The organism is Nonomuraea sp. NPDC051941 (assembly GCF_044593615.1).
In genome coordinates this window covers 108292-127668 of record NZ_JBIUCF010000030.1, presented here as the reverse complement: position 1 = coordinate 127668, position 19377 = coordinate 108292, and the positions used below count along the sequence as shown (strand labels likewise).

22 protein-coding genes are annotated in these 19377 nt (G+C 71.5%); 16 read left to right on the top strand and 6 right to left on the bottom strand.

The genetic code is table 11. The features are described from left to right. Window positions 1-48: 48 nt before the first annotated feature. Window positions 49-543 (bottom strand): ATP-binding protein, encoded by a 495-nt coding sequence (locus tag ACIHFD_RS40330; RefSeq protein WP_350741568.1) that lies wholly within the window; start codon window positions 541-543, stop codon window positions 49-51. 377 nt (window positions 544-920) lie between these two features. On the opposite strand from ACIHFD_RS40330, the gene ACIHFD_RS40325 reads away from it, so the two are divergent. The 6 genes from ACIHFD_RS40325 (at window position 921) to ACIHFD_RS40300 (ending at window position 4292) form a co-directional block, all read left to right on the top strand. Then, the gene (locus ACIHFD_RS40325) at window positions 921-1742 is read left to right on the top strand and encodes a helix-turn-helix transcriptional regulator (RefSeq protein ID WP_350741585.1); all 822 of its coding nucleotides are present in this window, start codon (window positions 921-923) and stop codon (window positions 1740-1742) included. Beyond that, entirely contained in the window at window positions 1743-1979 is a 237-nt protein-coding gene (locus tag ACIHFD_RS40320; protein WP_185072716.1) for a DUF397 domain-containing protein, read from the top strand. Window positions 1980-2067: 88 nt separating this feature from the next. Next, window positions 2068-2325, top strand: coding sequence for a hypothetical protein (locus tag ACIHFD_RS40315; protein ID WP_350741570.1), 258 nt, complete (start codon window positions 2068-2070; stop codon window positions 2323-2325). Between the two features lie 43 nt (window positions 2326-2368). Then, entirely contained in the window at window positions 2369-3127 is a 759-nt protein-coding gene (locus ACIHFD_RS40310; protein WP_350741572.1) for a hypothetical protein, read from the top strand. A 20-nt stretch (window positions 3128-3147) separates the two neighbouring features. Then, a complete protein-coding gene (locus ACIHFD_RS40305) occupies window positions 3148-4029 on the top strand; it encodes a maleylpyruvate isomerase family mycothiol-dependent enzyme (RefSeq protein ID WP_350741574.1) in 882 nt (293 codons plus the stop codon). Continuing rightward, a complete protein-coding gene (locus ACIHFD_RS40300; protein ID WP_350741576.1) occupies window positions 4029-4292 on the top strand; it encodes a sigma factor in 264 nt (87 codons plus the stop codon). Before ACIHFD_RS40305 ends, ACIHFD_RS40300 begins: the two co-directional genes overlap by 1 nt. A 4-nt stretch (window positions 4293-4296) precedes the next feature. Here the strand turns inward: ACIHFD_RS40300 and ACIHFD_RS40295 are convergent, their stop codons facing one another. The 3 genes from ACIHFD_RS40295 to ACIHFD_RS40285 all read right to left on the bottom strand — a co-directional run bounded on the left by ACIHFD_RS40295 (window position 4297) and on the right by ACIHFD_RS40285 (window position 6536). Further along, window positions 4297-4881 (bottom strand): histidine phosphatase family protein, encoded by a 585-nt coding sequence (locus ACIHFD_RS40295; protein ID WP_397371425.1) that lies wholly within the window; start codon window positions 4879-4881, stop codon window positions 4297-4299. 38 nt (window positions 4882-4919) lie between these two features. After that, window positions 4920-5828 carry a TIGR03621 family F420-dependent LLM class oxidoreductase gene (locus ACIHFD_RS40290; protein ID WP_397371424.1) on the bottom strand — a complete coding sequence of 303 codons (909 nt, stop codon included), beginning with the start codon at window positions 5826-5828 and terminating at the stop codon, window positions 4920-4922. A gap of 63 nt (window positions 5829-5891) precedes the next feature. Beyond that, window positions 5892-6536, bottom strand: a complete 645-nt coding sequence (locus tag ACIHFD_RS40285) for a hypothetical protein (protein WP_397371423.1) — start codon at window positions 6534-6536, stop codon at window positions 5892-5894. A 96-nt stretch (window positions 6537-6632) separates the two neighbouring features. On the opposite strand from ACIHFD_RS40285, the gene ACIHFD_RS40280 reads away from it, so the two are divergent. From ACIHFD_RS40280 to ACIHFD_RS40235, 10 genes are all read left to right on the top strand, one after another. Further along, entirely contained in the window at window positions 6633-7415 is a 783-nt protein-coding gene (locus ACIHFD_RS40280) for a phytanoyl-CoA dioxygenase family protein (protein WP_397371422.1), read from the top strand. After that, window positions 7408-8364, top strand: coding sequence for a phosphotriesterase (locus tag ACIHFD_RS40275; protein ID WP_397371421.1), 957 nt, complete (start codon window positions 7408-7410; stop codon window positions 8362-8364). The genes ACIHFD_RS40280 and ACIHFD_RS40275 overlap by 8 nt, the downstream gene beginning before the upstream one ends. Beyond that, window positions 8361-9563 (top strand): cytochrome P450, encoded by a 1203-nt coding sequence (locus ACIHFD_RS40270; RefSeq protein ID WP_397371420.1) that lies wholly within the window; start codon window positions 8361-8363, stop codon window positions 9561-9563. The genes ACIHFD_RS40275 and ACIHFD_RS40270 overlap by 4 nt, the downstream gene beginning before the upstream one ends. Continuing rightward, window positions 9560-10402: an SDR family oxidoreductase gene (locus tag ACIHFD_RS40265; RefSeq protein ID WP_355206370.1), complete on the top strand. Its 843-nt coding sequence runs from the start codon at window positions 9560-9562 to the stop codon at window positions 10400-10402. Before ACIHFD_RS40270 ends, ACIHFD_RS40265 begins: the two co-directional genes overlap by 4 nt. Window positions 10403-10509: 107 nt before the next feature. Next, window positions 10510-11367, top strand: a complete 858-nt coding sequence (locus ACIHFD_RS40260; RefSeq protein ID WP_350728671.1) for a Gfo/Idh/MocA family oxidoreductase — start codon at window positions 10510-10512, stop codon at window positions 11365-11367. 198 nt (window positions 11368-11565) lie between these two features. Then, complete coding sequence (locus ACIHFD_RS40255) at window positions 11566-12546, top strand: ABC transporter substrate-binding protein (protein ID WP_397371419.1); 981 nt, start codon at window positions 11566-11568, stop codon at window positions 12544-12546. Between the two features lie 2 nt (window positions 12547-12548). Beyond that, window positions 12549-13583, top strand: a complete 1035-nt coding sequence (locus tag ACIHFD_RS40250; protein ID WP_355206361.1) for an iron ABC transporter permease — start codon at window positions 12549-12551, stop codon at window positions 13581-13583. Further along, window positions 13580-14353, top strand: a complete 774-nt coding sequence (locus ACIHFD_RS40245) for an ABC transporter ATP-binding protein (RefSeq protein WP_397371418.1) — start codon at window positions 13580-13582, stop codon at window positions 14351-14353. The genes ACIHFD_RS40250 and ACIHFD_RS40245 overlap by 4 nt, the downstream gene beginning before the upstream one ends. Then, window positions 14350-14988: an adenosylcobinamide amidohydrolase gene (locus tag ACIHFD_RS40240; RefSeq protein ID WP_397371417.1), complete on the top strand. Its 639-nt coding sequence runs from the start codon at window positions 14350-14352 to the stop codon at window positions 14986-14988. The genes ACIHFD_RS40245 and ACIHFD_RS40240 overlap by 4 nt, the downstream gene beginning before the upstream one ends. 63 nt (window positions 14989-15051) lie before the next feature. After that, window positions 15052-15639 (top strand): Uma2 family endonuclease, encoded by a 588-nt coding sequence (locus ACIHFD_RS40235; RefSeq protein ID WP_397371416.1) that lies wholly within the window; start codon window positions 15052-15054, stop codon window positions 15637-15639. On the opposite strand, the gene ACIHFD_RS40230 is transcribed toward ACIHFD_RS40235, so the two are convergent. Together ACIHFD_RS40230 and ACIHFD_RS40225 are read right to left on the bottom strand one after the other, a co-directional pair. Beyond that, window positions 15546-17282, bottom strand: coding sequence for a hydantoinase B/oxoprolinase family protein (locus tag ACIHFD_RS40230; RefSeq protein WP_397371415.1), 1737 nt, complete (start codon window positions 17280-17282; stop codon window positions 15546-15548). The two genes, ACIHFD_RS40235 and ACIHFD_RS40230, sit on opposite strands and share 94 nt — an antisense overlap. Continuing rightward, the gene (locus ACIHFD_RS40225) at window positions 17267-19324 is read right to left on the bottom strand and encodes a hydantoinase/oxoprolinase family protein (protein WP_397371414.1); all 2058 of its coding nucleotides are present in this window, start codon (window positions 19322-19324) and stop codon (window positions 17267-17269) included. Before ACIHFD_RS40225 ends, ACIHFD_RS40230 begins: the two co-directional genes overlap by 16 nt. Window positions 19325-19377: the final 53 nt, after the last annotated feature.

The window sequence follows — 19377 nt, the reverse complement described above, 5'->3', positions numbered from 1 at the left end:
GACTCACCGTGAGCCATGAGCATCCACGGTAATGCAGATCACCCCCGGTCAGGAGAGGACTGCCCAGACGATCTTCCCGTGAGGTGCAAGTGCGGACCAGCCCCAGCGGAGGCTGAGTGATTCGACGATGTGGAGTCCGAGGCCGCCGGTGTCAAGGGGGCCAGGGTATCGCAGCACCGGCACCGAGGAGCCTGGATCGGTGAATGCGCCGGTCACGAGGGGTCCCCGGCGGACGAGGGACATGTGGACGGGGCGCCGGCAGTGGGGCTCGTCCAGATGCAGGCCGTGGCGCAGCGCGTTGGTGGCGAGCTCGGAGACCACCAGCTCCATGTTCTCGGTCAGCTCGGCGAGCCCCCATCCCGACAACGTGCCGGTGGTGAAGCTGCGGGCCGAGTGGACCGAGGCGGGGCTGGGCGGGAGCACGAACGTGGCGCTCGCGGACGGGCCGGGGACCAGCAGATCGCGGGCCGCCTCCGGCCACCAGCCGACCGGAGGCCACCAATCGAACGTGGTCCACTGGCCGGGCGCCGTGGTGGATTGCACGTGATCATTCTGCGACAAACTCTCGTGCAGGTGCAAGAGCGAATGCACGTGCAGACAACCTGTGCACGCGCTACCGTTGCCCTCAAATGGTCAATATGGGGGAAAGGGGATCTTGTCCGCGGCCCATGATCTTTCGGCCGTGAAGTGACAGACTGTACGTGCATACCCCGCAACATGCGGTGGGCCGCCGACCGCAGCTCACCGTAAGTGCAGACTCCGCTACTTATGGCGATCCGCTGGGTGCGGCCCACCATAGGTGCATACTCCGCTACTTGCGGTGGACCGCCGAACGCGGCCCGCCGCGTCGCAAGGAAACGAACAAGGAGCAGCACGTGTCCATTGATCCGCCCGGTTCTGCTTCGACCGTTCGGCGCATCATGCTGGGGGCGAGTCTCAGGCGCCTGCGTGAGGCCAGCGGGCTCGACCGCGGACAGGCCGGATTCCACATCCGGGCGTCCGAGTCCAAGATCAGCCGGATGGAGCTCGGGCGGGTCGGTTTCAAGACACGTGACGTGGAAGACCTGCTCACCCTGTACGGCGTCGTCGACGATGCCGAGCGCCGTGCCCTGCTGGAGATGGTTCGCGAGGCCAACACCCCCGGGTGGTGGCACAAGTACTCGGCCGAGCTGCCTTCGTGGTTCACCACCTACGTGGGCCTGGAGGAGGCCGCCGAGATGATCCGCACCTACGAGGTGCAGTTCGTGCCCGGTTTGTTGCAGACCGCCTCGTATGCGCGATCGGTATTCCAGCTTGGCAACCCCGGTCTGAGTCCGGACAAAATCGAGCGCCGCGTGCATATGCGCATGCAGCGTCAGGAGCGCTTCACCCAGAAGGACGGACCCCGCCTGTGGGCCGTCATCGACGAGGCAGCGCTCAAGAGGACCATCGGCGGGCGGGAGGTCATGGCGGAGCAGCTCCAGCATCTGCTGGAAGTGGCTGCCCTTCCCAACATCACCATTCAGGTGATGCCCTTCAGGTTCGGCAAGCACGCCGCTGAAGGGGGCGCGTTCAGCATCTTGCGGTTTCCCGAGTCCGACTTGTCGGACGTTGTCTACGTCGAGCAGCTATGGGGTGCCCTGTACCTGGACAAACGCGAGGACATCGACCCGTACCTCACGGCCATGGAGCAGTTGTGCGTGGAGAGCACCACGCCAGGGGGCACCGTCGAGCTCATCGGCGGTCTTCTCAGAAAGATGTAGATGAACCAGACCTACAACGGCATGCCCGCGGCGAACCTGACGCAGGTCGCCTGGCGCAAGAGCCGCTACAGCAACTCGCAGGGCAACTGCGTGGAGCTCGCCGAGCTTCCTGACGGGGGGATCGCGGTCCGCAACTCGCGTTTCCCCGACGGCCCTGCCCTCATCTATACCCGCGACGAGATCCGGGCCCTGGTGCTCGGGGTTAAGGACGGAGAGTTCGACGGCCTGCTCGTTTAACAGCTTTGTAACCTCCGGCGCGCCCGCTTAACGGGGGCGCGCCGGAGGCTTAACAGCCCGGCCTTCTGTTGCCGCGAGGATCGGGGTCATGCTCGACCAGATGACCCTGTATCCGATCGCCGACGATGTGCTGTTCGCACCCGGCGGCAAGGTCGTGATCCGTACGTATGGAGTGGCGCCCGCCACCACGGGGGCCTCCGTCTCTTACCGGACCTGGGTGACCGGCATCCGCGACCAGCCGCGGTACTGGCACTGGGGCCACTTCGAGGACGCCGCCTCCGGGCACCGCAGGGTCCTGGAGTGGCTCACGGGGCGGGGGCCGCAACCTTCCCAAGCGCTGACCTGATCGCTATCCTCGTGCCAAGCAACCGCTTGGTAGAGGAGGCGTGGTGCGGCGCGCGATCCACCTGATCGAGGAGGTCGACTTCCGGCCGATGAACTCCAGGCGGCCCCTGGAGTACCTCACCTGGCTGACCCGCTACAAGCGCGAGGACGAGAGCCGTGCCGCGCCCTCGCTCACCTCCGGCATGTCCATCAGGTCCCGTGAGATCGACCTGGTGGGCGCCTTCTACGCCGTCGGCATCACCGGCCATCCGCAGTTCAAGGCCGTCACGCTGTGGGACTGCCACGGCGGGTGGGACGGCGGCTGGCGGCAGATGATGGAGATCTACCAGGGCGTCGACGAGCGGCTCTTCCTGTCCGACATCGACGACCTGCGCTTCTCCGCCTTCTCCCGGCCCCTCGGCGCCGTGCCCGGCTGCCCGCCGCTGTCCGAGGCGCCCGCCGCCGAGCTCTACCTCTTCGAGAGCGCCCGGGTCCGCCCGGGGGCCGCGCTCGACTACCTGCACGCCGTGCGCACCGAGCGGGCGCCGCTGCTCGCCGAGCACGGCCACACCCTGGTCGGGCTGTACGAGGTGCTGTTCTGCGACACCGAGGCCGTCACCGTCTGGGCCGTCTCCCTCGACGACCATCTGGCCACTCAGCGCGCCCGCGACGCCGCCCTGGGCCTCGACGACGAGGTCGCGCCCGATTCCCGGCTTCTGGACTGGAGCAAACGGGCCCGCGACTATCTGGAAGGCCCCTGGCGTGAGACGCTTCTGGCACCGTTCCCCGGTTGCCGCCTGGCGCCGGAGGTCCCGCCGGGTTAGCGTCGGCTGCGGAGGTGGCCATGACGGACTCGTACCTCTCCAACGGGCAGAGCCCCGACGAGCACGTCGCCGCGTGCCCCGACTGTCGCGCCGCCATCGCGCTGCTCGACCATCCCGACCCGGCGGCGGAGCCGCCGCCCACGCTGCGTGAGGCGGTGCTGTCCAAGGCGCGCCGCCGCCGCAGCCCGGCCGTGCTGGGCGTGTCGTCCGTGGTGGTCCCGTACGCGGAGCAGGTCGCGCTCATGGACGACCTGCTCGGCGAGCTGAGCGGGCCCCAGTGGGAGGCCCCGATCGCCGGGCACGGCACGGTCAGGGGGCTGATGGAGCACCTGGCGGCCAACGACGCGACCGTGGCCCGGTTCATGGGTGTGCGCGGCATGAGCGGCCTGCCCGTGCACCGGCGCTGGCGCGAGCAGGCCGGCAGCCTGCTCGAACGGGTCTCCGCCGGCAGCGAGGTGCTGCTCGGCGTCGAGGTCGCGCTGGCGGGAGCCAGGCCGGCCCGCGCGCCGCTGCGCCAGGCTTTGATCCAGCGCACGTTCGAGACGTGGACGCACGCCGACGACATCAGGGCCGCCACCGACCGCTCCCAGGAGCCGCCGCGTCCCGAGCACGTGCACATGATCGCCGAGTTCGGGCTGGCGCTGCTGCCGCGGGCGATGCGGGAGCCGCGCCGCGACGTCTCGGCCACCGTCGTGCTGACCGGGCCGGGCGGCGGCACCTGGACGATCCCGCTGTCGCCCACCTCCGACCACGTCGCCGTGCTGCTGTCGGCCGGGGCGGTGGACTTCTGCCGGCTGCTGGCCAACCGCCGGCCGCCCGACTCCTTCCCGTACGCCGCCGAGGGCGACTCCGCCCTCGCCCGCGACATGATCAGCGCCGCCGCCACGTTGGGGTGCGATTGATGAGCGACATGGAGCTGTGCACGCGGCTGACCGCCGGTGACCTCGACGCGCTGGCCGACGCCTACGACCAGCACGGATCGTACGTGTACGGGGTCGCGGTCAGGGTCACCGGCAGCCAGGCGCACGCCGAGGAGATCACCCAGAACGTGTTCACGGCCCTGTGGGAGCAGCCGCTCTCCTACGACCCCGCGCTGGGGTCGCTGCGCGGCTGGCTGGTCAGCCGGGCCCTGCACGAGTCGGCCGTGCGCTCGAAGGTCGGGTGACCCGTCAGCTGATCGGGGCGTTCCAGGTCAGGAGCACGGGCTCGGCGTGCTCGAAGCCGAGCCGCGAGTACGTGCCCGTGTCCAGCTTCAGCAGCCTGCCCTCCTCGGGCCCGAGGCCCAGCCAGCGGGCGGCCAGCACGCGCAGGAAGTGCCCGTGCGCCACCAGCGCCACCCGCCCCCCGGCGTTCCTGGCCCGCTCGATCACCCGGTCGGCGCGGGCGGCGACCTGCTCGGCGCTCTCCCCGGGGTGCTCGGCGTCGCCGGGGATCACGCCGTCCCGCCACAGGTACCAGCCGGGGTGGCTCTCGCGGATCTCCGGCGTGGTGATCCCCTCGTAGCCGCCGTAGTCCCACTCCCACAGGTCCGGGTCCACCTCGTAATCGGTCAGGCCGGCCAGCTCCGCCGTACGCCGTGCGCGCTGGGCGGGGGAGACCAGCACCAGGTCGAACGACTGCCCCTTGACCAGCGGCGCCAACGCCCTGGCCTGGTCCTCGCCGTGCTCCGTCAAAGGCAGGTCCGTACGTCCGGTGTGCTGACCCGCCTTGCTCCATTCGGTCTCACCGTGCCGGAGCAGCAGCATCTCTTCCATGGAGTCCATCATCCGGTATGCCCGATTCCGGCCCGGCGTCAGGTGGCGAGCTCCTCGACGACGGAGGCGAAGGCGTCCAGGTCACGCTCATGATGCACCACGAAATACGAAATATCGTGCTCATCCCGCCAATAGCGGAGCTTGTCGATGATGTCGGCGCGGGTCCCGAGCAGGACCTGCGGCGTCTCGCCGAGCGACGAGCTGTCGGCCGCGCTCCATGACTCCTCCGTCTTTCGCTCGCCCACCTGCACCACGCTCGTCCCCAGCTCCAGCGCGTCGTAGCGCTCGCCCGCGGCCTCGCGCACGATCTCGATCTTCCTCAGGAACGCCGCCGGCCCGCCGTCCCGGTCGTCGGGCCCGCTCCCGTCCGGCCGGACCCGCATCCCGAGGTTCACGACGTCCGCCTCTTCGGCCGCCAGCCGCAGCATGCGCGGCCCGCCACCGCCGAGCGCGATCGGCGGGTGCGGCCTCCATACGGGCTTGGGCTGCTGGTCGAGGCCGTCGATGCGGTAGTGCTTGCCCTGGAAGCTGAACGGCCCGTCCCCCCAGAGCCCCTTGAGCACGGCCACGGCCTCCCGCAGTCGCTCCACCCGCACCCCCGGCGGCTCCAGCGTCAGCCCGGCCCCGTCGTAGTCGCGCGCCATCCACCCGGTCCCGATCCCGACCTCCAGCCGCCCGCCGGACAGCAGGTCGAGCGTGGCCGCCTCCTTGGCCAGCACGGCCGGATGCCGGAAGTCGTTGGCGAACACCAGCGTGCCGACCCGCAGCCGGGTGGTGGCGCAGGCGGCCGCCGTCAGCGCGGCGATGGGGGCGAACCTGGGGCCGACGAGATGGTCGGGCACGAGGAGCACGTCGTACCCCTGCGCTTCGAGCCGTCGCGCCTTCTCCGCCCACGCCGCGCCCGACCCGGCCTCCCGCACCACCGCCCCGAACCTGAACCGCCGCACGATGCCTCCCATCACGTTGAGCAAGCGCTTGGGCGACACTGTACGCGCCGACCGGCCGCGCGGTCAGCGGGAGGGGAGGGCGAGGGCGATGCCCGTGGTGGCGGCGGTGAAGACGAGCCAGGCCACGCCGCCCACCGCGCCCGGGAGCCCGGCGATCCAGGCGACCGGGATGAGGAACGGCGCCACGATCATGGCGATGGCCGCCCACTTCGGCGCGGCGCTGCGGAGTGCGGCGACCCCCAGCAGCACGAACCCGAGCAGGCTCAGGAAGAACGTGAACCCGAGGACCGACGTCGGCATCCCCTCGCTCAGCTCCGTGACGAGCCGGTTCGTGGTGGGCACGTCGAGCCCGGCCTTGGCGGCCGCGTAGATGGTGTCGTCGGAGGTCAGGCCGAAGGGCAGGGCCATGGCGAAGGCGAGGATCATGCCCACCAGCCCCAGCACGGGCCGCCCCGACCGGGCCACCTTGCTCACCGCGAAGATCGCGGGGATGAGGGTGACGGCGCCGAGGGCGGCGACCCAGCTCCAGAGCGCGTACGCGCCGAGGTCGGCGACGATGGCGCGGATGTACGGCTCGCCCTCGGCCGTGGCGTCGAACGGGCCGAGCAGGAGCGACACGGCGACGGTGAGCGGTGAGATCGCGGCGCAGGCGATCATCGCGCTCCGGGTGAAACCGGCGGTGGAGGAGGTTGTCTCAACTGTGGTCATGCCCCGAGGGTGAGCCCGCGGGGCGGTGCGTGCATGAGTATGGGCTACTCAAATCACGGGTTTACCAAGCGCTTGCTTAGGTGCCAGACTGGGGGCATGGAGATCCCGGTCCGCCAGGTGACAGACGACGAGGCGGCGTTCTTCGGCGAGCACGGCTGGGTGCGGCTCGGCCGGCTGATCGCCCCGGGCACCGTCGCGGCCCTGCGCGAACGCGCCACCGGCTTCATGAACGGCCGGTCCAGGAGCCACGAGACGCTGGTCGACGAGGCGTTCGGGCAGTCGAGGGACATCGCGGCGAGCGACGAGATGTTCGGCGCGCTGACGTCGAGCCCCGAGATGGGGCGCAACGCCGTACGGCTGCTGCGCGGCGTCCGGGCCGTGCGCGTGCAGGTCACCAACCTCCTGGTCAAGGAGGCGGGGGAGCACGGCGCGACCGAGTTCCACCAGGACTTCCCCTGGATGCCGATGGACCGCTCGGCCATGCTGACCGTGTGGCTGGCCCTCGCCGACGTCCCCGCCGACATGGGGTCGCTGCGCTTCTACGACCGTTCGCACCGGTACGGGCTGCTCGGCCGGAGCTTCACCCGACCGGGGGACGACCAGCTCACCCAGCACCCGTGGCTCAAGGAGCTGGAGCTGTCGCCGCCGCTCGACCTCAAAGCGGGCGACGCCACCGTGCACCACGCCCTGACCGTGCACGGCGCGCCCGCGAACCGCCGCGACAGCCCGCGCCTGTCGTTCACCGTCACGTACTTCGACGCCGACGCCCTCTACACCGGCCTGCCCTACCGGCAGACCGACGGGCTCGGGCTCGAGGTCAACCGGCCGTTCGAGCACGAGAGATTCCCCGTCGTGAGCCTCGGAGGCCGGGATGCCTGAGACCGTACGGGGGCCGGTGGCGGAGCTCGGGGCCACGCTCATGCACGAGCACGTCTTCGGGCTGAGCCCCGAGATCCTGTGGAGCTGGCCGGACATCCCCGAGGGCTGGGACCTCGAGACGCGGGCGCGCGAGGCGGCGGGCAAGCTCGACGCGCTCAAGGCCGAGGGCATCGACACGATCGTGGACCTGACCGTGGTGGGGCTCGGCAGGTACATCCCCGCCGTCCAGCGCGTGGCCGAGCTGACCGGCGTGAACATCGTGGCCGCCACCGGCCTGTACACCTACGACGCCCTGCCGCCGTACTTCGCCAACCGGGGCCCGGGGTCGCTGTTCGGAGGGCCGGACCGGCTGGCCGAGTTCTTCGTACGGGACATCGTCGAGGGGATCGGCCGGACCGGCGTCAAGGCGGCCATGCTCAAGTGCGCCTCCGACCACCTGGGGATGACCAAGGGCTGCGAGCGGGTGTTCCGGGCGGTCGCGCAGGCGCACCTGGAGACCGGTACGCCGATCACCACGCACTCCCACAGCGCCTCCAGGGGCGGCCTCGAACAGCAGCGCCTCCTGGGCGAGCTCGGCGTGGACCTGGGCAAGGTGGTCATCGGGCACGCCGGGGACTCCACGGACGTGGCCTACCTGGAAGAGCTGATCGCCAACGGCTCCTACCTCGGCATGGACCGCTTCGGCATCGAGACGATCAGCCCGTTCGAGGACCGCGTGGAGATCGTGGCGAAGCTATGCGAGCGCGGACACGCCGGAAAAATGGTCTTAAGTCACGACTCCTACTGCTTCAACGACCGCTTCGACGCCGACGTCGTACGGCGGCGCCACCCCAACTACCACCTTCTCCACGTCCCCCGCGACGTCGTTCCCGAGCTCCGCAAGAGGGGCGTCACGGACGACCAGGTCCACCAGATGCTCGTCGACAACCCGCGGAGGATCTTCGCATGACCGGTGACATCGAGGACTTCGACGTCAGCGCGGACTGGCACGTCGCCGCCCCGTACGACTTCCTCCGCGGGCTGCGCCGGGAGCGGCCGGTCTTCCGCAGCGAGCACCTCGGCGCGTACGTCCTGACCCGCTACCCCGACGTGCGGGCGGCCTACGGCGATCCGCGGCGCTTCTCCTCCAAGGGCTCGCTCACGATCTCCCGCAGCCTCACCCGCGAGACCAGGGAGAAGCTGGGCGAGCACGGCTCGTTCCTGTCCAGTTTCGTGGCGAACGTGGACCCGCCCGACCACACCCGCCTGCGCCGATCGGTGTCGAAGGCGTTCACGCCGCGCGCCGTGGCGGCCATGGAGCAGGAGTTCCGGCGGCTCAACGAGGACCTGCTCGACCGCCTGGAGCCACGCAAGAGCGCCGACTTCGTCGGCGAGATCGGCCACGAGCCGTCGATCAAGCTGACCGCCCGCTTCATCGGCGTGCCCGAGGCCGACGAGGCGTTCGTCCAGGCGCACGTCAAGGACTGGTTCCAGCTCTTCCTGTCGCCGCAGCCGCCGGAGCGCCAGCTCGAACTCGCCGGCAGCTTCCTGACCTATCTCGACTACGTGGACCGCCTGGTCGCCTCCCGGGCCAAGGACCCGCAGGACGACTTCACGTCCCTGATGACCTCCCTGATCGGCGCGGAGCTGACCCATCGCGAGGTCGTCGAGCTGATCTCCACGATCCTGCTCGGCGGCAACGACACCGTCCCCAACCAGCTCGGCAACACCGTCCTGCGCCTGCTGCGGGAGGGTGCCTGGCCGGTGCCGCCCGACCTGGTCGCGAACGCCGCCGAGGAGTGCATGCGCATCGACGGCGCGTCGCTGGGCTCGTTCCGCTACGCCGTGACCGACATCCCCCTGCACGGCGTGACGATCCCGGCCGGCGCCCTCGTCCTGCTCTCCACCGACTCCGCCGCCCACGACGAGAGCGTCTTCCCCGAGCCCGAGCGCTTCCTGATCGACCGGCCGAACGCCGCCGAGCACATGGTCTTCGGCTACGGCATCCACTTCTGCGTCGGCGCCGCGCTCGGCCGCCTGCAGCTGCGCACCGCGCTCGACGTGCTCGGCCGCCGCCTGCCCGGCCTGCGGCTCGTCCCCGGCGAGCCGGTCGCCCACCGCAGGTCGATCGTCGGCCGCGGCCTGACGTCCCTGGCGGTGGAGTGGTGAGCGGCCGCCCCTCGGGCCGGTTCGTCTCAGGCCGGTTCGACGGGCGGGTCGCGATGGTGACGGGCGCGGGCTCGGGCATCGGCGCGGCCTGCGCGGCGCGCCTGGCCGCCGAAGGTGCCTGCGTCGGCGTCCTGGACCTGCGCGCGGCCGGGGCGAAGTCCACCGCGGCCGCCATCCGCGCCCACGGCGGCACGGCCATGGCCCTGACCTGCGACGTCTCCGACGAGAAGCAGGTGGAGGAGGCGGTCGCGGCCCTGGTGACGTCGTTCGGCCGGGTGGACGTCCTGCACTCCAACGCCGCCGCGCTCGACGCCGGCGTCTACGGCCGCGACCGGGATCTGGACTCGCTCGACGTCGGGGTCTGGGACCGCACGATGGAGGTCAACCTGCGCGGCGCCATGCTCATGGTCAAGCACACGGTGCCCGCCATGCCGGACGGCGGCGCCATCGTCCTCATGTCGTCGGTGTCCGCCCTGGTCGGGGACGAGGTCCACGCCGCGTACGGGGCCTCGAAGGCGGCCCTGATCGGCTTCACCCGTTACGTGGCCACGATGTACGGCTCCCGCGGCGTCCGCTGCAACGCCGTCGCCCCCGCCCTCGTCCTCACCGAGACCGCCCAGCGGGCCCTGAGCCAGGGGCAGCTCGCCGACAAGGCCGCCGAACGCCTCCTGCCGTGGCCGTGCACCCCCGACGACGTCGCGAACCTGGTGTGCTTCCTCGCCTCCGACGAGGCCCGCTGCATCACCGGTCAGACCCTGACCATCGACTCCGGCACCCTGGCCCACCGCCCGCAGCACGCCGTCCAGCGCCGGCGCGACCTGAACGACGGGCCCCACTGACGCCGATGGGCGGGCGCCGCGCGGGGCACCCGCCCATCGAGCCACCGGCCGTCATGCCGGTGGTGTGGGAAGATCCTCCCCATACGTGCGGTAACAGGGGAGGTCTCATGGAGCCGGTGGCGGTCGGGCTGGTCGGAGCGGGCCCGTGGGCCGAGATGGCGCACGCGCCGATGCTGTCCAAGGGGCCGCACACGCGGCTGGCCGGGGTGTGGGCCCGCCGTCCCGAGGCCGCCGCCCGGCTCGGAGCGCCGGTGTTCGAGCGCGTCGAGGAGTTGTTCGACGCCTGCGAGGCCGTGGCGTTCTGCGTGCCGCCCGCCGTACAGGCCGAGCTCGGCGTCCGCGCCGCCCGCGCGGGCAAGGCGCTGCTGCTGGAGAAGCCGCTCGCGGACACGCTGGACGGCGCGCGGCGCCTGGCCGAGGCCGTCGCGGAGGCGGGCGTCGCCTCCCAGCTGGTGCTCACCCTGCGGTACGCCCCCCAGGCCCGCGCCTTCCTGGCCCGGTGCCGCGAGATCCAGCCGTTCGGCGGCCACGCCGCGAACATCTCCGGCACCCTCCTCGGCGACCACCCCTTCGCCACCCCCTGGCGGCTGGAGCGCGGCGTGCTGCTCGACGTCGGCCCGCACGTGATCGACCTGCTGGGCGCCGCGCTCGGCCCGGTGACCGGCGTGCGCGCGCACGGCAACTCGCTCGGCTGGACCGGCCTGCTGCTCGAGCACGAGGGCGGCGCGGTCTCCGAGGCGTCGCTGTGCATGGCCGCGGTCGGCGACCTGCCGCCCGCGACGTTCGCCGTGTACGGACGCACCGGCAGCGCCGTGCTCCCGCACTTCGACGACGACCCCCTGGACACCATCGCCGAGGAGTTCGCCGGAACCGTGCGGAACGGCGGCGGCCACCCGCTCGACGCCGCCCACGGGCTCAGGCTCCAGGAGATCATCGCCGAGGCGGAGTCCCAACTGGCCCCTTGACGCCGCGGGCATCCGGAGGATTGATAGCGTTTGTCCGATGCGCAGGGTCGCAGCGAAGTCCGGTGTGAGTCCGGCGCTGTCCCGCAACTGTCATAGCCAGGTCGCCTGCCTCTGCGCTGACGTCATCAACCCTCGTGGAAAAGGGTGATCCGTCGCTCAAACGCGGGTCTCTCGGTTCCGACAGTGAAAGGACTACTCGTGAGGCCCCGACGTACGGCCCTCGCGGGCGCGCTGCTGGGAACGCTGATCCTGGCCGGATGCGGCCAGACCGGCACCACAGCCACCCCGTCCGCCGCCCCCAGCGCTTCCTCCGCCTCCGCCCCTGCCACCGCCTCCGCGCCTGACTCCGGGGCGGGCTTCCCCGTCACCGTCGAGGCGGGCAACGGCAAGGTCACCCTCGCCAAGAAGCCCGAGCGGATCGTCTCCCTCTCGGCCACCCACACCGAGACGCTCTTCGCCATCGGCGCGGGCCCCCAGGTCGTCGCCGTGGACGACCAGTCGAACTACCCGGCCGAGGTCCCCAAGACCGACCTGTCCGGCTTCAAGCCGAACGTCGAGGCCATCGTCGCCCAGAAGCCCGACCTGGTCATCGTCTCCAACGACATCGACCAGATCGTCGCCGAGCTGGGCAAGGTGAACGTGCCCGTCCTGCTCGAACCGGCCGCCACCAAGCTCGACGAGGCGTACGAGGAGATCGCCGAGATCGGCGCGGCCACCGGCAACCAGGCCAAGGCCGACGAGGTCGTCTCCGGCATGAAGACGGCCATGGACAAGCTGGCCGCCGAGGCGCCCAAGGACAAGAAGCTCACGTACTACCACGAGCTCGACCAGACGCCGTACGCGGCGACGTCCCGGACGTTCATCGGCCAGGTCTACGGCCTGTTCGGCCTCACCAACATCGCGGACAAGGCGCCCGACCAGGCGGGCGGCTATCCGAAGCTGTCGGCCGAGTTCGTGGCCCAGGCGGACCCCGACATGATCTTCCTCGGTGACGTCAAGTGCTGCCAGCAGAGCAAGGACACCCTGGCCAAGCGGCCGGGCTGGAAGGGCCTGTCGGCCATCAAGAACGACCAGGTGATCCAGCTCGACGACGACCTGGCCTCCCGCTGGGGGCCGCGCGTCGTCCAGCTCGCCGAGTCCATCGGCGCCGCGGTCGCCAAGGCCGGGGCCAAGAGCTGACCATGGCGGCGCAGGCCGGCCCGTCGAGGGCCAGACCACTCTGGATCGCGTGCGCCCTGGGCGTGCTGGCCGTCTGCATGATCGCCGGGCTGCTGGACGGAGCGGCCGACATCTCGCCGTGGCAGGTGGTGCTCCAGGCCGTGGACTGGCTGCCGTTCGTGCACGTGGACTCCGGGCTCGCGCCGGTCGAGCAGGGGCTGCTGTTCGAGCTGCGGCTGCCGCGGGTGCTGGTGGCGGCGGTGGTCGGAGGGCTGCTGGCCATGGCGGGGGCGGGGTACCAGGGCGTGTTCCGCAACCCGCTCGCCGACCCGTACCTGCTGGGGGCCGCGGCCGGGGCCGGCCTGGCGACGACCGTGGCCATCGTGCTGCTGCCGGAGTCGGGCGCGAGCATCCCCGTCGCGGCCTTCCTCGGGGCCGTCGGCGGGGTGTTCCTGGCGTACACGCTCGGCAACACCGCCGGGCGCTCCGGCGGCACCGCGACGCTGGTGCTGGCCGGGGTGGCGGTCACCTCGTTCCTGACCGCGATCCAGACGTTCATCCAGCAGTTCAAGGTCGAGGAGCTGCAGCGCGTCTACTCGTGGATCCTCGGCGACGTCGGCGGCGGGTGGGACCAGTTCTGGCTGGTGCTGCCGTACGCCGCCGTCTCGGCCGTGCTGCTCCTGCTGCACGGGCGGATGCTGGACGTGCTGTCCGTGGGCGACGAGGAGGCCACCAGCCTCGGCGTGCGGGCGGCCAGGGTGCGCCTCACCGTGCTGCTGGCCGCCTCCCTGGCCACCGCGGCGGCCGTGGCGGTGAGCGGGCTGATCGGGTTCGTGGGCATCGTCATCCCGCACATCGTGCGGCGGCTGGCGGGCGGCTCGTACCGGATCGTCCTGCCGCTCTCGCTGATCGGCGGCGGGGCGTTCCTGGTGCTGGCCGACCTCATCGCGCGTACGGTGATCGCGCCCGCCGAGCTGCCGATCGGAGTGGTGACCATGTTCGTGGGGGCGCCGTTCTTCGTCGGCGTCCTGCGCATGACCAGGCGGACGGCGACATGATCAGCACCCAGGCGCTGTCGGTACGGCTCGGCGACCGCGAGGTCGTGTCCGACGTCTCGCTCCAGGTGCGCCGCGGCGAGTGGCTGGCGATCATCGGGCCCAACGGGGCGGGCAAGTCCACCCTGCTCAAGGCCGTCATGGGTCTCGTCGCGCACCGGGGCGAGGTCACGCTGGACTCCCGGCCGGCGGCCCGGCTCAAACCCCGCGAACGTGCCCGCCTGCTGGCCTACGCCCCCCAGACTCCGGCCCTGCCGCCCGACATGACGGTCTTCGACTACGCGCTGCTCGGGCGCACCCCGTACATCCCCTACCTGGGCAGGGAGAGCGCGCACGACCGGGAGGTCACCGCCGGCGTGCTCGAACGGCTCGACCTGACCGCGCTCGCCATGCGGCGCGCGGGGGAGCTGTCCGGCGGCGAGCGCCAGCGCGTGGTGCTGGCCAGGGCCCTCGCCCAGGAGGCGCCCGTCCTGCTGCTGGACGAGCCCACGACGGCCCTCGACCTCGGGCACCAGCAACAGGTGCTGGAGCTGGTGGACCGGCTGCGGCGGGCGGACGGCCTGACCGTCGTCACCACCCTGCACGACCTGACCGTCGCCGGTCTCTACGCCGACTCCCTGCTCCTGCTGGCCGGCGGCCGCGCGGTGGCCTCCGGCAAGCCCGCCCAGGTGCTCACCGAGCCGTTGGTGGGACGGCACTTCGACGCCCATGTCAAGATCGAGCCGGGGCCGGACGGCCGGCCCGTCGTGCACCTCGTCAGGGGAGGGCCATGAAGCTCACATATCGGGTGGAGGACGGGGCGCGGCTGGGAGCGCTGCTGTGGGAGTTCGGGCCGGGCTGGCGGATGATCTCCTCCGCGCTGCTCGGCGGCGGGATCGGCCCGCGCGAGTGGGTGCTGAACGCGCAGGTGGTGGCCGGGTATTCACGGATGGACCCGGTCGACCACCTGCTGTCGTTAGGCCCGGCCGGGGACGGCGTCGGCATGCTCACCGCCGCCTCCGTCGACCGCTGCGTCCAGGCCTCGGACGGCGGCGTGGAGGCGTACGCGACCGTCGGCCTCCGCGTCCCGACCTGGGCCGCCGCCCCCGAGGGGAGCGCGGACCCGGAGCTGGCGCCGATGCGGGTGGGGACCATCAACATCGTGACCGTGCTGCCGGTGGCCATGACGGACGCGGCCCTCGTCAACGCGGTGATGACGGTCACGGAGGCGAAGTCCCAGGCGCTGATCGAGGCGGGCTTCCCGTGCACGGGCACGGCCTCGGACGCGGTCTGCGTGGCCGCGCCGGCGGAGGGGCCCGCGGAGCTGTTCGGCGGGCCGCGCTCGGAGTGGGGCGCCCGCGCGGCCCGCGCCGTCCACGCGGCGGTCCTCCAGGGCGCCGAAGCGTGGCGACATCGTGACTTTAGGTGACGAGATTTGGGCAAGTAGCATGTGGGCGAGGGCAAGGTTCCCGATACTTGGTGGGTGACCGCAATGGCGACGATCGACCGGACGGCGGGCACGGCATTTCCTGTCGCGCCGTTCACTGTCGACGACCTGTTCAAGTTCCCCGACGACGGGAACCGTTACGAGCTCTTCAACGGGAGCCTAGTAGTGAGTCCTGCCCCCACCCCCCGGCACCAGCGGGTCATCACCCGGTTGCTGACCATACTCCAAGCTGCGGCACCGCCTGAGCTGGAGTGCTTGACAACCGTCAACGTCAGCCCGAGCAACGAGGATCTCTACATCCCCGAGCTTGTCGTCGTGCCCGAGCAGGTGTCTGAGGCGGTTGACCTCATGTACGCGCCCAGCGACCTACTCTTGGCCGTGGAGGTGGTCAGCCCGAGCAGCAAGGCGCATGACAGAGCGACCAAAGTGGCGGCATACGCAGAGGCGGGTATCCCCCTCTACTGGCGCGTCGAGCCCATGGAAGGGCCGACGGTCTACGTCTACGAGCTCGATGGTCGCACCTACGCAGGACCTGTGGCCTACAAGGCAGGAACCACGGTCGCCTTGTCGTCGCCCTTCCCTGTGAGTTTCGACCCCGCTGACTTGATGCGCCTCCGCGGCTGGAACCCGTAATCTTCGGCTGCTCCTCGGGCCGTGACGCGCCCGGCCTCGAGGTCGGCCAGGATCGCCTCGGGGTCGCGTCCGGCGGGTGGGCCGAGGCCGGCGCCGCCCGTCGTCTCCACGATGAACGCCTCCCCGGCCGCGAACCGCACGTTGTTGACCTTGGACGCCAGCCGTTCCACCGTCCCGTCCAGGTGGCGCCTGAAGAAGCCGCCGAGCCGCCCCGGCTGCCCGCCGGCACGGCCAGGGGGCGGAAGGCGGAGGCGGTCGCCGCGGGTGGTGACGTGGCAGTCGGCCAGGAAACGGTAGACCGTGCGCGAGCCCAGCCCGCCGCGGAACCGGCCGGGGCCGCCCGAGTCCGGGATGGTCTCGACGGACTCGACGATCAGCGGGCAGCGGCTCTCCACCGGCTCCGCCTGCGGGACCGAGTTGCGGCCGATGCCGAAGTGCACGCCCGTGGCGTCCGGGCCGTCCAGGCCCCGGCGGGCGCCCACGCCGCCGAAGTCGTAGGAGAGGTGGATCCAGTACGGCGCCCCGACGGCGGCGATCGAGAACGGCTGCAGGATCCCGCTGGGGGCGATGGCACGCTCGGGGACGGCGTCGGACATGGCCTGGAAGACGGCCTCCATGGCGGCGTAGATCGGGACGTACCGGCCGCCGCACGGGTAGGGGGAGCGGGCGTTGAGCAGGGAGCCCTCGGGCAGGCGTACGTCGATGGCGCGCAGGCAGCCGTCGTTCATGGGGATCGTGGGGTCGAGGAAGCAGCGGACGGCGAAGACGGCGGCGGCGAGGGACTGCGAGGCCGAGGCGTTGATCGCGGCGGGGACCTGCGGGCCGGTGCCCGCGAAGTCCAGCACGGCTCGTTCGTCGCCGAGGGTGACGGCGACCCGGATTTCATGCGATTTTTCGGGATTTATGCCGTCATCGTCGATCGGATATGCCGCCTCGAACCGGCCCTTCGGCAGCTCGGCCAGCGCCGCGCGGGTCCTGGCCTCGGTGTAGTCCAGGTAGTCGTCGACGCCCGCGCTCAGGCCCTCCGCGCCGTACTCGCCGACCAGGGTCTCCAGCCGGGCGGCGGCCACCGCCGTCCCGGCCACCAGGGCCCGCACGTCGCCCATGACCTTGTCGGGGGTACGGCTGTTGGCCCGCAGGATGGCCTCCACGGTCGGATCCAGGCCCTCCTCGGTGGCCAGGCGCACCGGGGGGAGCTGGAGGCCCTCAAGGAAGATGTCGGTCGCCAGCGGGGCCATGCCGCCCGCCGAGAGGCCGCCCAGGTCGGAGACGTGGATCATGGTGGCGGTGAAGTACGCGGGGGCCTGGCCGACGAAGACCGGGCGGTAGACGAGCAGGTCGTTGGTGTGCACACCGCCCCGGTAGGCGTCGTTGAGCACGTACACGTCGCCCGGGCTCATCCGGTCCGCGGGGATGTCCTTGAGGAGCTCGGGGAGCGCCACCTTGAGCGCCATGCTGTTCATGAGGGTGGTGGCCATGGACTGGGCGATCAGGCGGCCCCGGGCGTCGAGGACGGCGGCCGAGGCGTCGGAGCCCTCCACGATGAACGTCGAGTACGCGGAGCGGACCACCACGATGCTGGCCTCTTCCGCCGCGACGACGAGCGCGTTCCTGAGCACCTCGGCGGTCAGGAGGTCGGGCATGTCGTGCTCCTGGTGAGGTGGACGGCGCGGGTCTCGGCGAGGGTGGCGGTCCAGCCGGGCGGGACGACGATCGTGGACTCGGCGTCCTCGATGATCGCGGGGCCGTGGAGCGGGCCGCCGGCCATGGTGTCCCTGGTGTGGACGGGGACTTCGGCGTAGCCGCCGGTCTCCGGGAAGTACGCCCGCCTCGCCCGGGGCACGGCCGCCGCCGCCCCGCCCCCGGCTGTCGCGTCCCCGGCCGTCCCGTTCCCGGCGGCCTCATTCCCGATGATGCCGGGGGGTGGGGAGGTGGGGGCGGTGAGGTGGATGCGGTAGCTGACCAGTTCGATCTCGCCCCGTTGCGCGATCCCGTACACCTCCTCGTACCGCGCGAAGAAGCGGGCCGCCAGCTCCTCCCGGGAAGACGTCCACTCGACGGTCAGGTCGTGGGACTGGCCCTTGAAGCGGACGTCCACCGACCGTGACACCAGCACCCCGGGGTCCGAGAGTGAGACGCCCAGGTCGGCGGCGGCGTCGGTGGCCAGGGAGGTGAAGACGGCGGAGGGGTCGGGGGCATCCAGGCGGGACAGGACGCGGTCCGTGGAGAGGGCGCCGGTGAGGAGTCCGGCCGCCGAGGCGACGCCGCAGTGCGCGGGCACCACGACCGTCCCGATCCCGAAGCGCTCCGCGACCCGGGCCGCGTGCATGGGACCGGCGCCGCCGAAGGCGACCAGGGCGAAGCCGCGCGGGTCGATGCCGCGCTGCACCGTCACCACGTGCACCGCCGACGCCATCGAGGCACTGACGATCTCGTGCACGGCGTACGCGGCCTCCTCCCGGGAGACCCCCAGCGGTGAGGCCAGCCGGTCGAGGGCCTTGGCGGCCAGGTCCGGGGTCAGGGGGAGCGAGGCCGAGGAGAGGTAACCGAGGACCAGGTTCGCGTCCGTGACCGTGGGTTCGGAGCCGCCCAGGCCGTAACAGGCGGGCCCGGGGGAGGAGCCCGCCGAGTGCGGGCCGACGCGGAGCGCGCCGGCCGCGTCGAGCCAGGCGACGCTGCCCCCGCCCGCCCCCACCTCCGCCAGGTCGATGGCCGGGGTCTTGATGGGCACGCCGGTGCCCGCGCGCCGGCCGCCGAAGCTGCCCTTGCCGCCGACGTGGAACTCGTTCGTGATCTCGGGCGTCCCGCCGCGTACGACGCACGCCTTGGCGGTGGTCCCGCCCATGTCGAACGAGATCACGTCCGGGAACCCGGTCCCGGCCGCCGCCAGCACCCCCGCCGCCGGGCCCGACTCGATCGTGGCCACCGCGCGCCGGGCGGCCAGCTCGGCGGAGATCACGCCGCCGCTCGACTCCATGACGTGGACGGGCGCGCGGATCCCGATCTCGGCCAGCCGCTCCCGGAGCTGCGAAAGGTACGAAGCCATCAATGGGCCGATATATGCGGACATGATGGTGGTTGTGGCGCGCTCGTACTCGCGGATCTCCGGCCAGATCTCCGACGAGGTCACCACGTCCGGGATCGACTCCCGCAGGAGCTCGGCGACCTGCCGCTCATGGGCCGGGTTGGCGTACGAGTGCAGCAGGCAGACCGCCGCCGACGTGATGCCGCGGGCCGTGATCGCCGCGGCGGCCCGGCGTACGGAATCGAGGTCCAGCGGCGTGAGCACCGCGCCGCGCGCCGAGACGCGTTCCACCACCTCGAAGCAGTCGCCCGCGGCCACCGGCGGAGGCGGCGGCGAGAAGCGCAGATCGTAGCGGTCCTCCTCGACCCGCGCGTAGCGCCCGAGCGGGACGGCGGCGCGAAAGCCCTGGGTGGTGACAAAAGCCACCCGGACCCCCTTGCGTTCGAGCACCGCGTTGGTGGCCAGCGTCGTCGCATGGACGACCCGTGTGACCTGCGCGGGGTCGCGGTCGCCGAGTGCGCGCGTAACGCCGACCACGATGCCCGCGATGGGGTCGTAGTGGGTGCTCAAACATTTGGCCACGGCAATCGCGCCGAACGTGCCTCCAAGGACCACATCGGTGAAGGTGCCACCGACATCTACGCCGATCGTGTAGCCCACCCAGGTACGTTATGCCCCCTAGCAAGCGCTTGTCTACGTGGCGGTCTATTGAC

What these genes read in the sequence shown, in the direction of transcription:
- ACIHFD_RS40275 (WP_397371421.1), top strand. Translation starts at nt 7,408, where the DNA reads ATGCCTGAGACCGTACGGGGGCCGGTGGCGGAGCTCGGGGCCACGCTC.
- ACIHFD_RS40245 (WP_397371418.1), top strand. Translation starts at nt 13,580, where the DNA reads ATGATCAGCACCCAGGCGCTGTCGGTACGGCTCGGCGACCGCGAGGTC.
- ACIHFD_RS40240 (WP_397371417.1), top strand. Translation starts at nt 14,350, where the DNA reads ATGAAGCTCACATATCGGGTGGAGGACGGGGCGCGGCTGGGAGCGCTG.
- ACIHFD_RS40315 (WP_350741570.1), top strand. Translation starts at nt 2,068, where the DNA reads ATGCTCGACCAGATGACCCTGTATCCGATCGCCGACGATGTGCTGTTC.
- ACIHFD_RS40280 (WP_397371422.1), top strand. Translation starts at nt 6,633, where the DNA reads ATGGAGATCCCGGTCCGCCAGGTGACAGACGACGAGGCGGCGTTCTTC.
- ACIHFD_RS40250 (WP_355206361.1), top strand. Translation starts at nt 12,549, where the DNA reads ATGGCGGCGCAGGCCGGCCCGTCGAGGGCCAGACCACTCTGGATCGCG.
- ACIHFD_RS40295 (WP_397371425.1), bottom strand. Translation starts at nt 4,881, where the DNA reads ATGGAAGAGATGCTGCTGCTCCGGCACGGTGAGACCGAATGGAGCAAG.
- ACIHFD_RS40305 (WP_350741574.1), top strand. Translation starts at nt 3,148, where the DNA reads ATGACGGACTCGTACCTCTCCAACGGGCAGAGCCCCGACGAGCACGTC.
- ACIHFD_RS40320 (WP_185072716.1), top strand. Translation starts at nt 1,743, where the DNA reads ATGAACCAGACCTACAACGGCATGCCCGCGGCGAACCTGACGCAGGTC.
- ACIHFD_RS40260 (WP_350728671.1), top strand. Translation starts at nt 10,510, where the DNA reads ATGGAGCCGGTGGCGGTCGGGCTGGTCGGAGCGGGCCCGTGGGCCGAG.
- ACIHFD_RS40270 (WP_397371420.1), top strand. Translation starts at nt 8,361, where the DNA reads ATGACCGGTGACATCGAGGACTTCGACGTCAGCGCGGACTGGCACGTC.
- ACIHFD_RS40230 (WP_397371415.1), bottom strand. Translation starts at nt 17,282, where the DNA reads ATGCCCGACCTCCTGACCGCCGAGGTGCTCAGGAACGCGCTCGTCGTC.
- ACIHFD_RS40325 (WP_350741585.1), top strand. Translation starts at nt 921, where the DNA reads ATGCTGGGGGCGAGTCTCAGGCGCCTGCGTGAGGCCAGCGGGCTCGAC.
- ACIHFD_RS40300 (WP_350741576.1), top strand. Translation starts at nt 4,029, where the DNA reads ATGAGCGACATGGAGCTGTGCACGCGGCTGACCGCCGGTGACCTCGAC.
- ACIHFD_RS40285 (WP_397371423.1), bottom strand. Translation starts at nt 6,536, where the DNA reads ATGACCACAGTTGAGACAACCTCCTCCACCGCCGGTTTCACCCGGAGC.
- ACIHFD_RS40235 (WP_397371416.1), top strand. Translation starts at nt 15,052, where the DNA reads ATGGCGACGATCGACCGGACGGCGGGCACGGCATTTCCTGTCGCGCCG.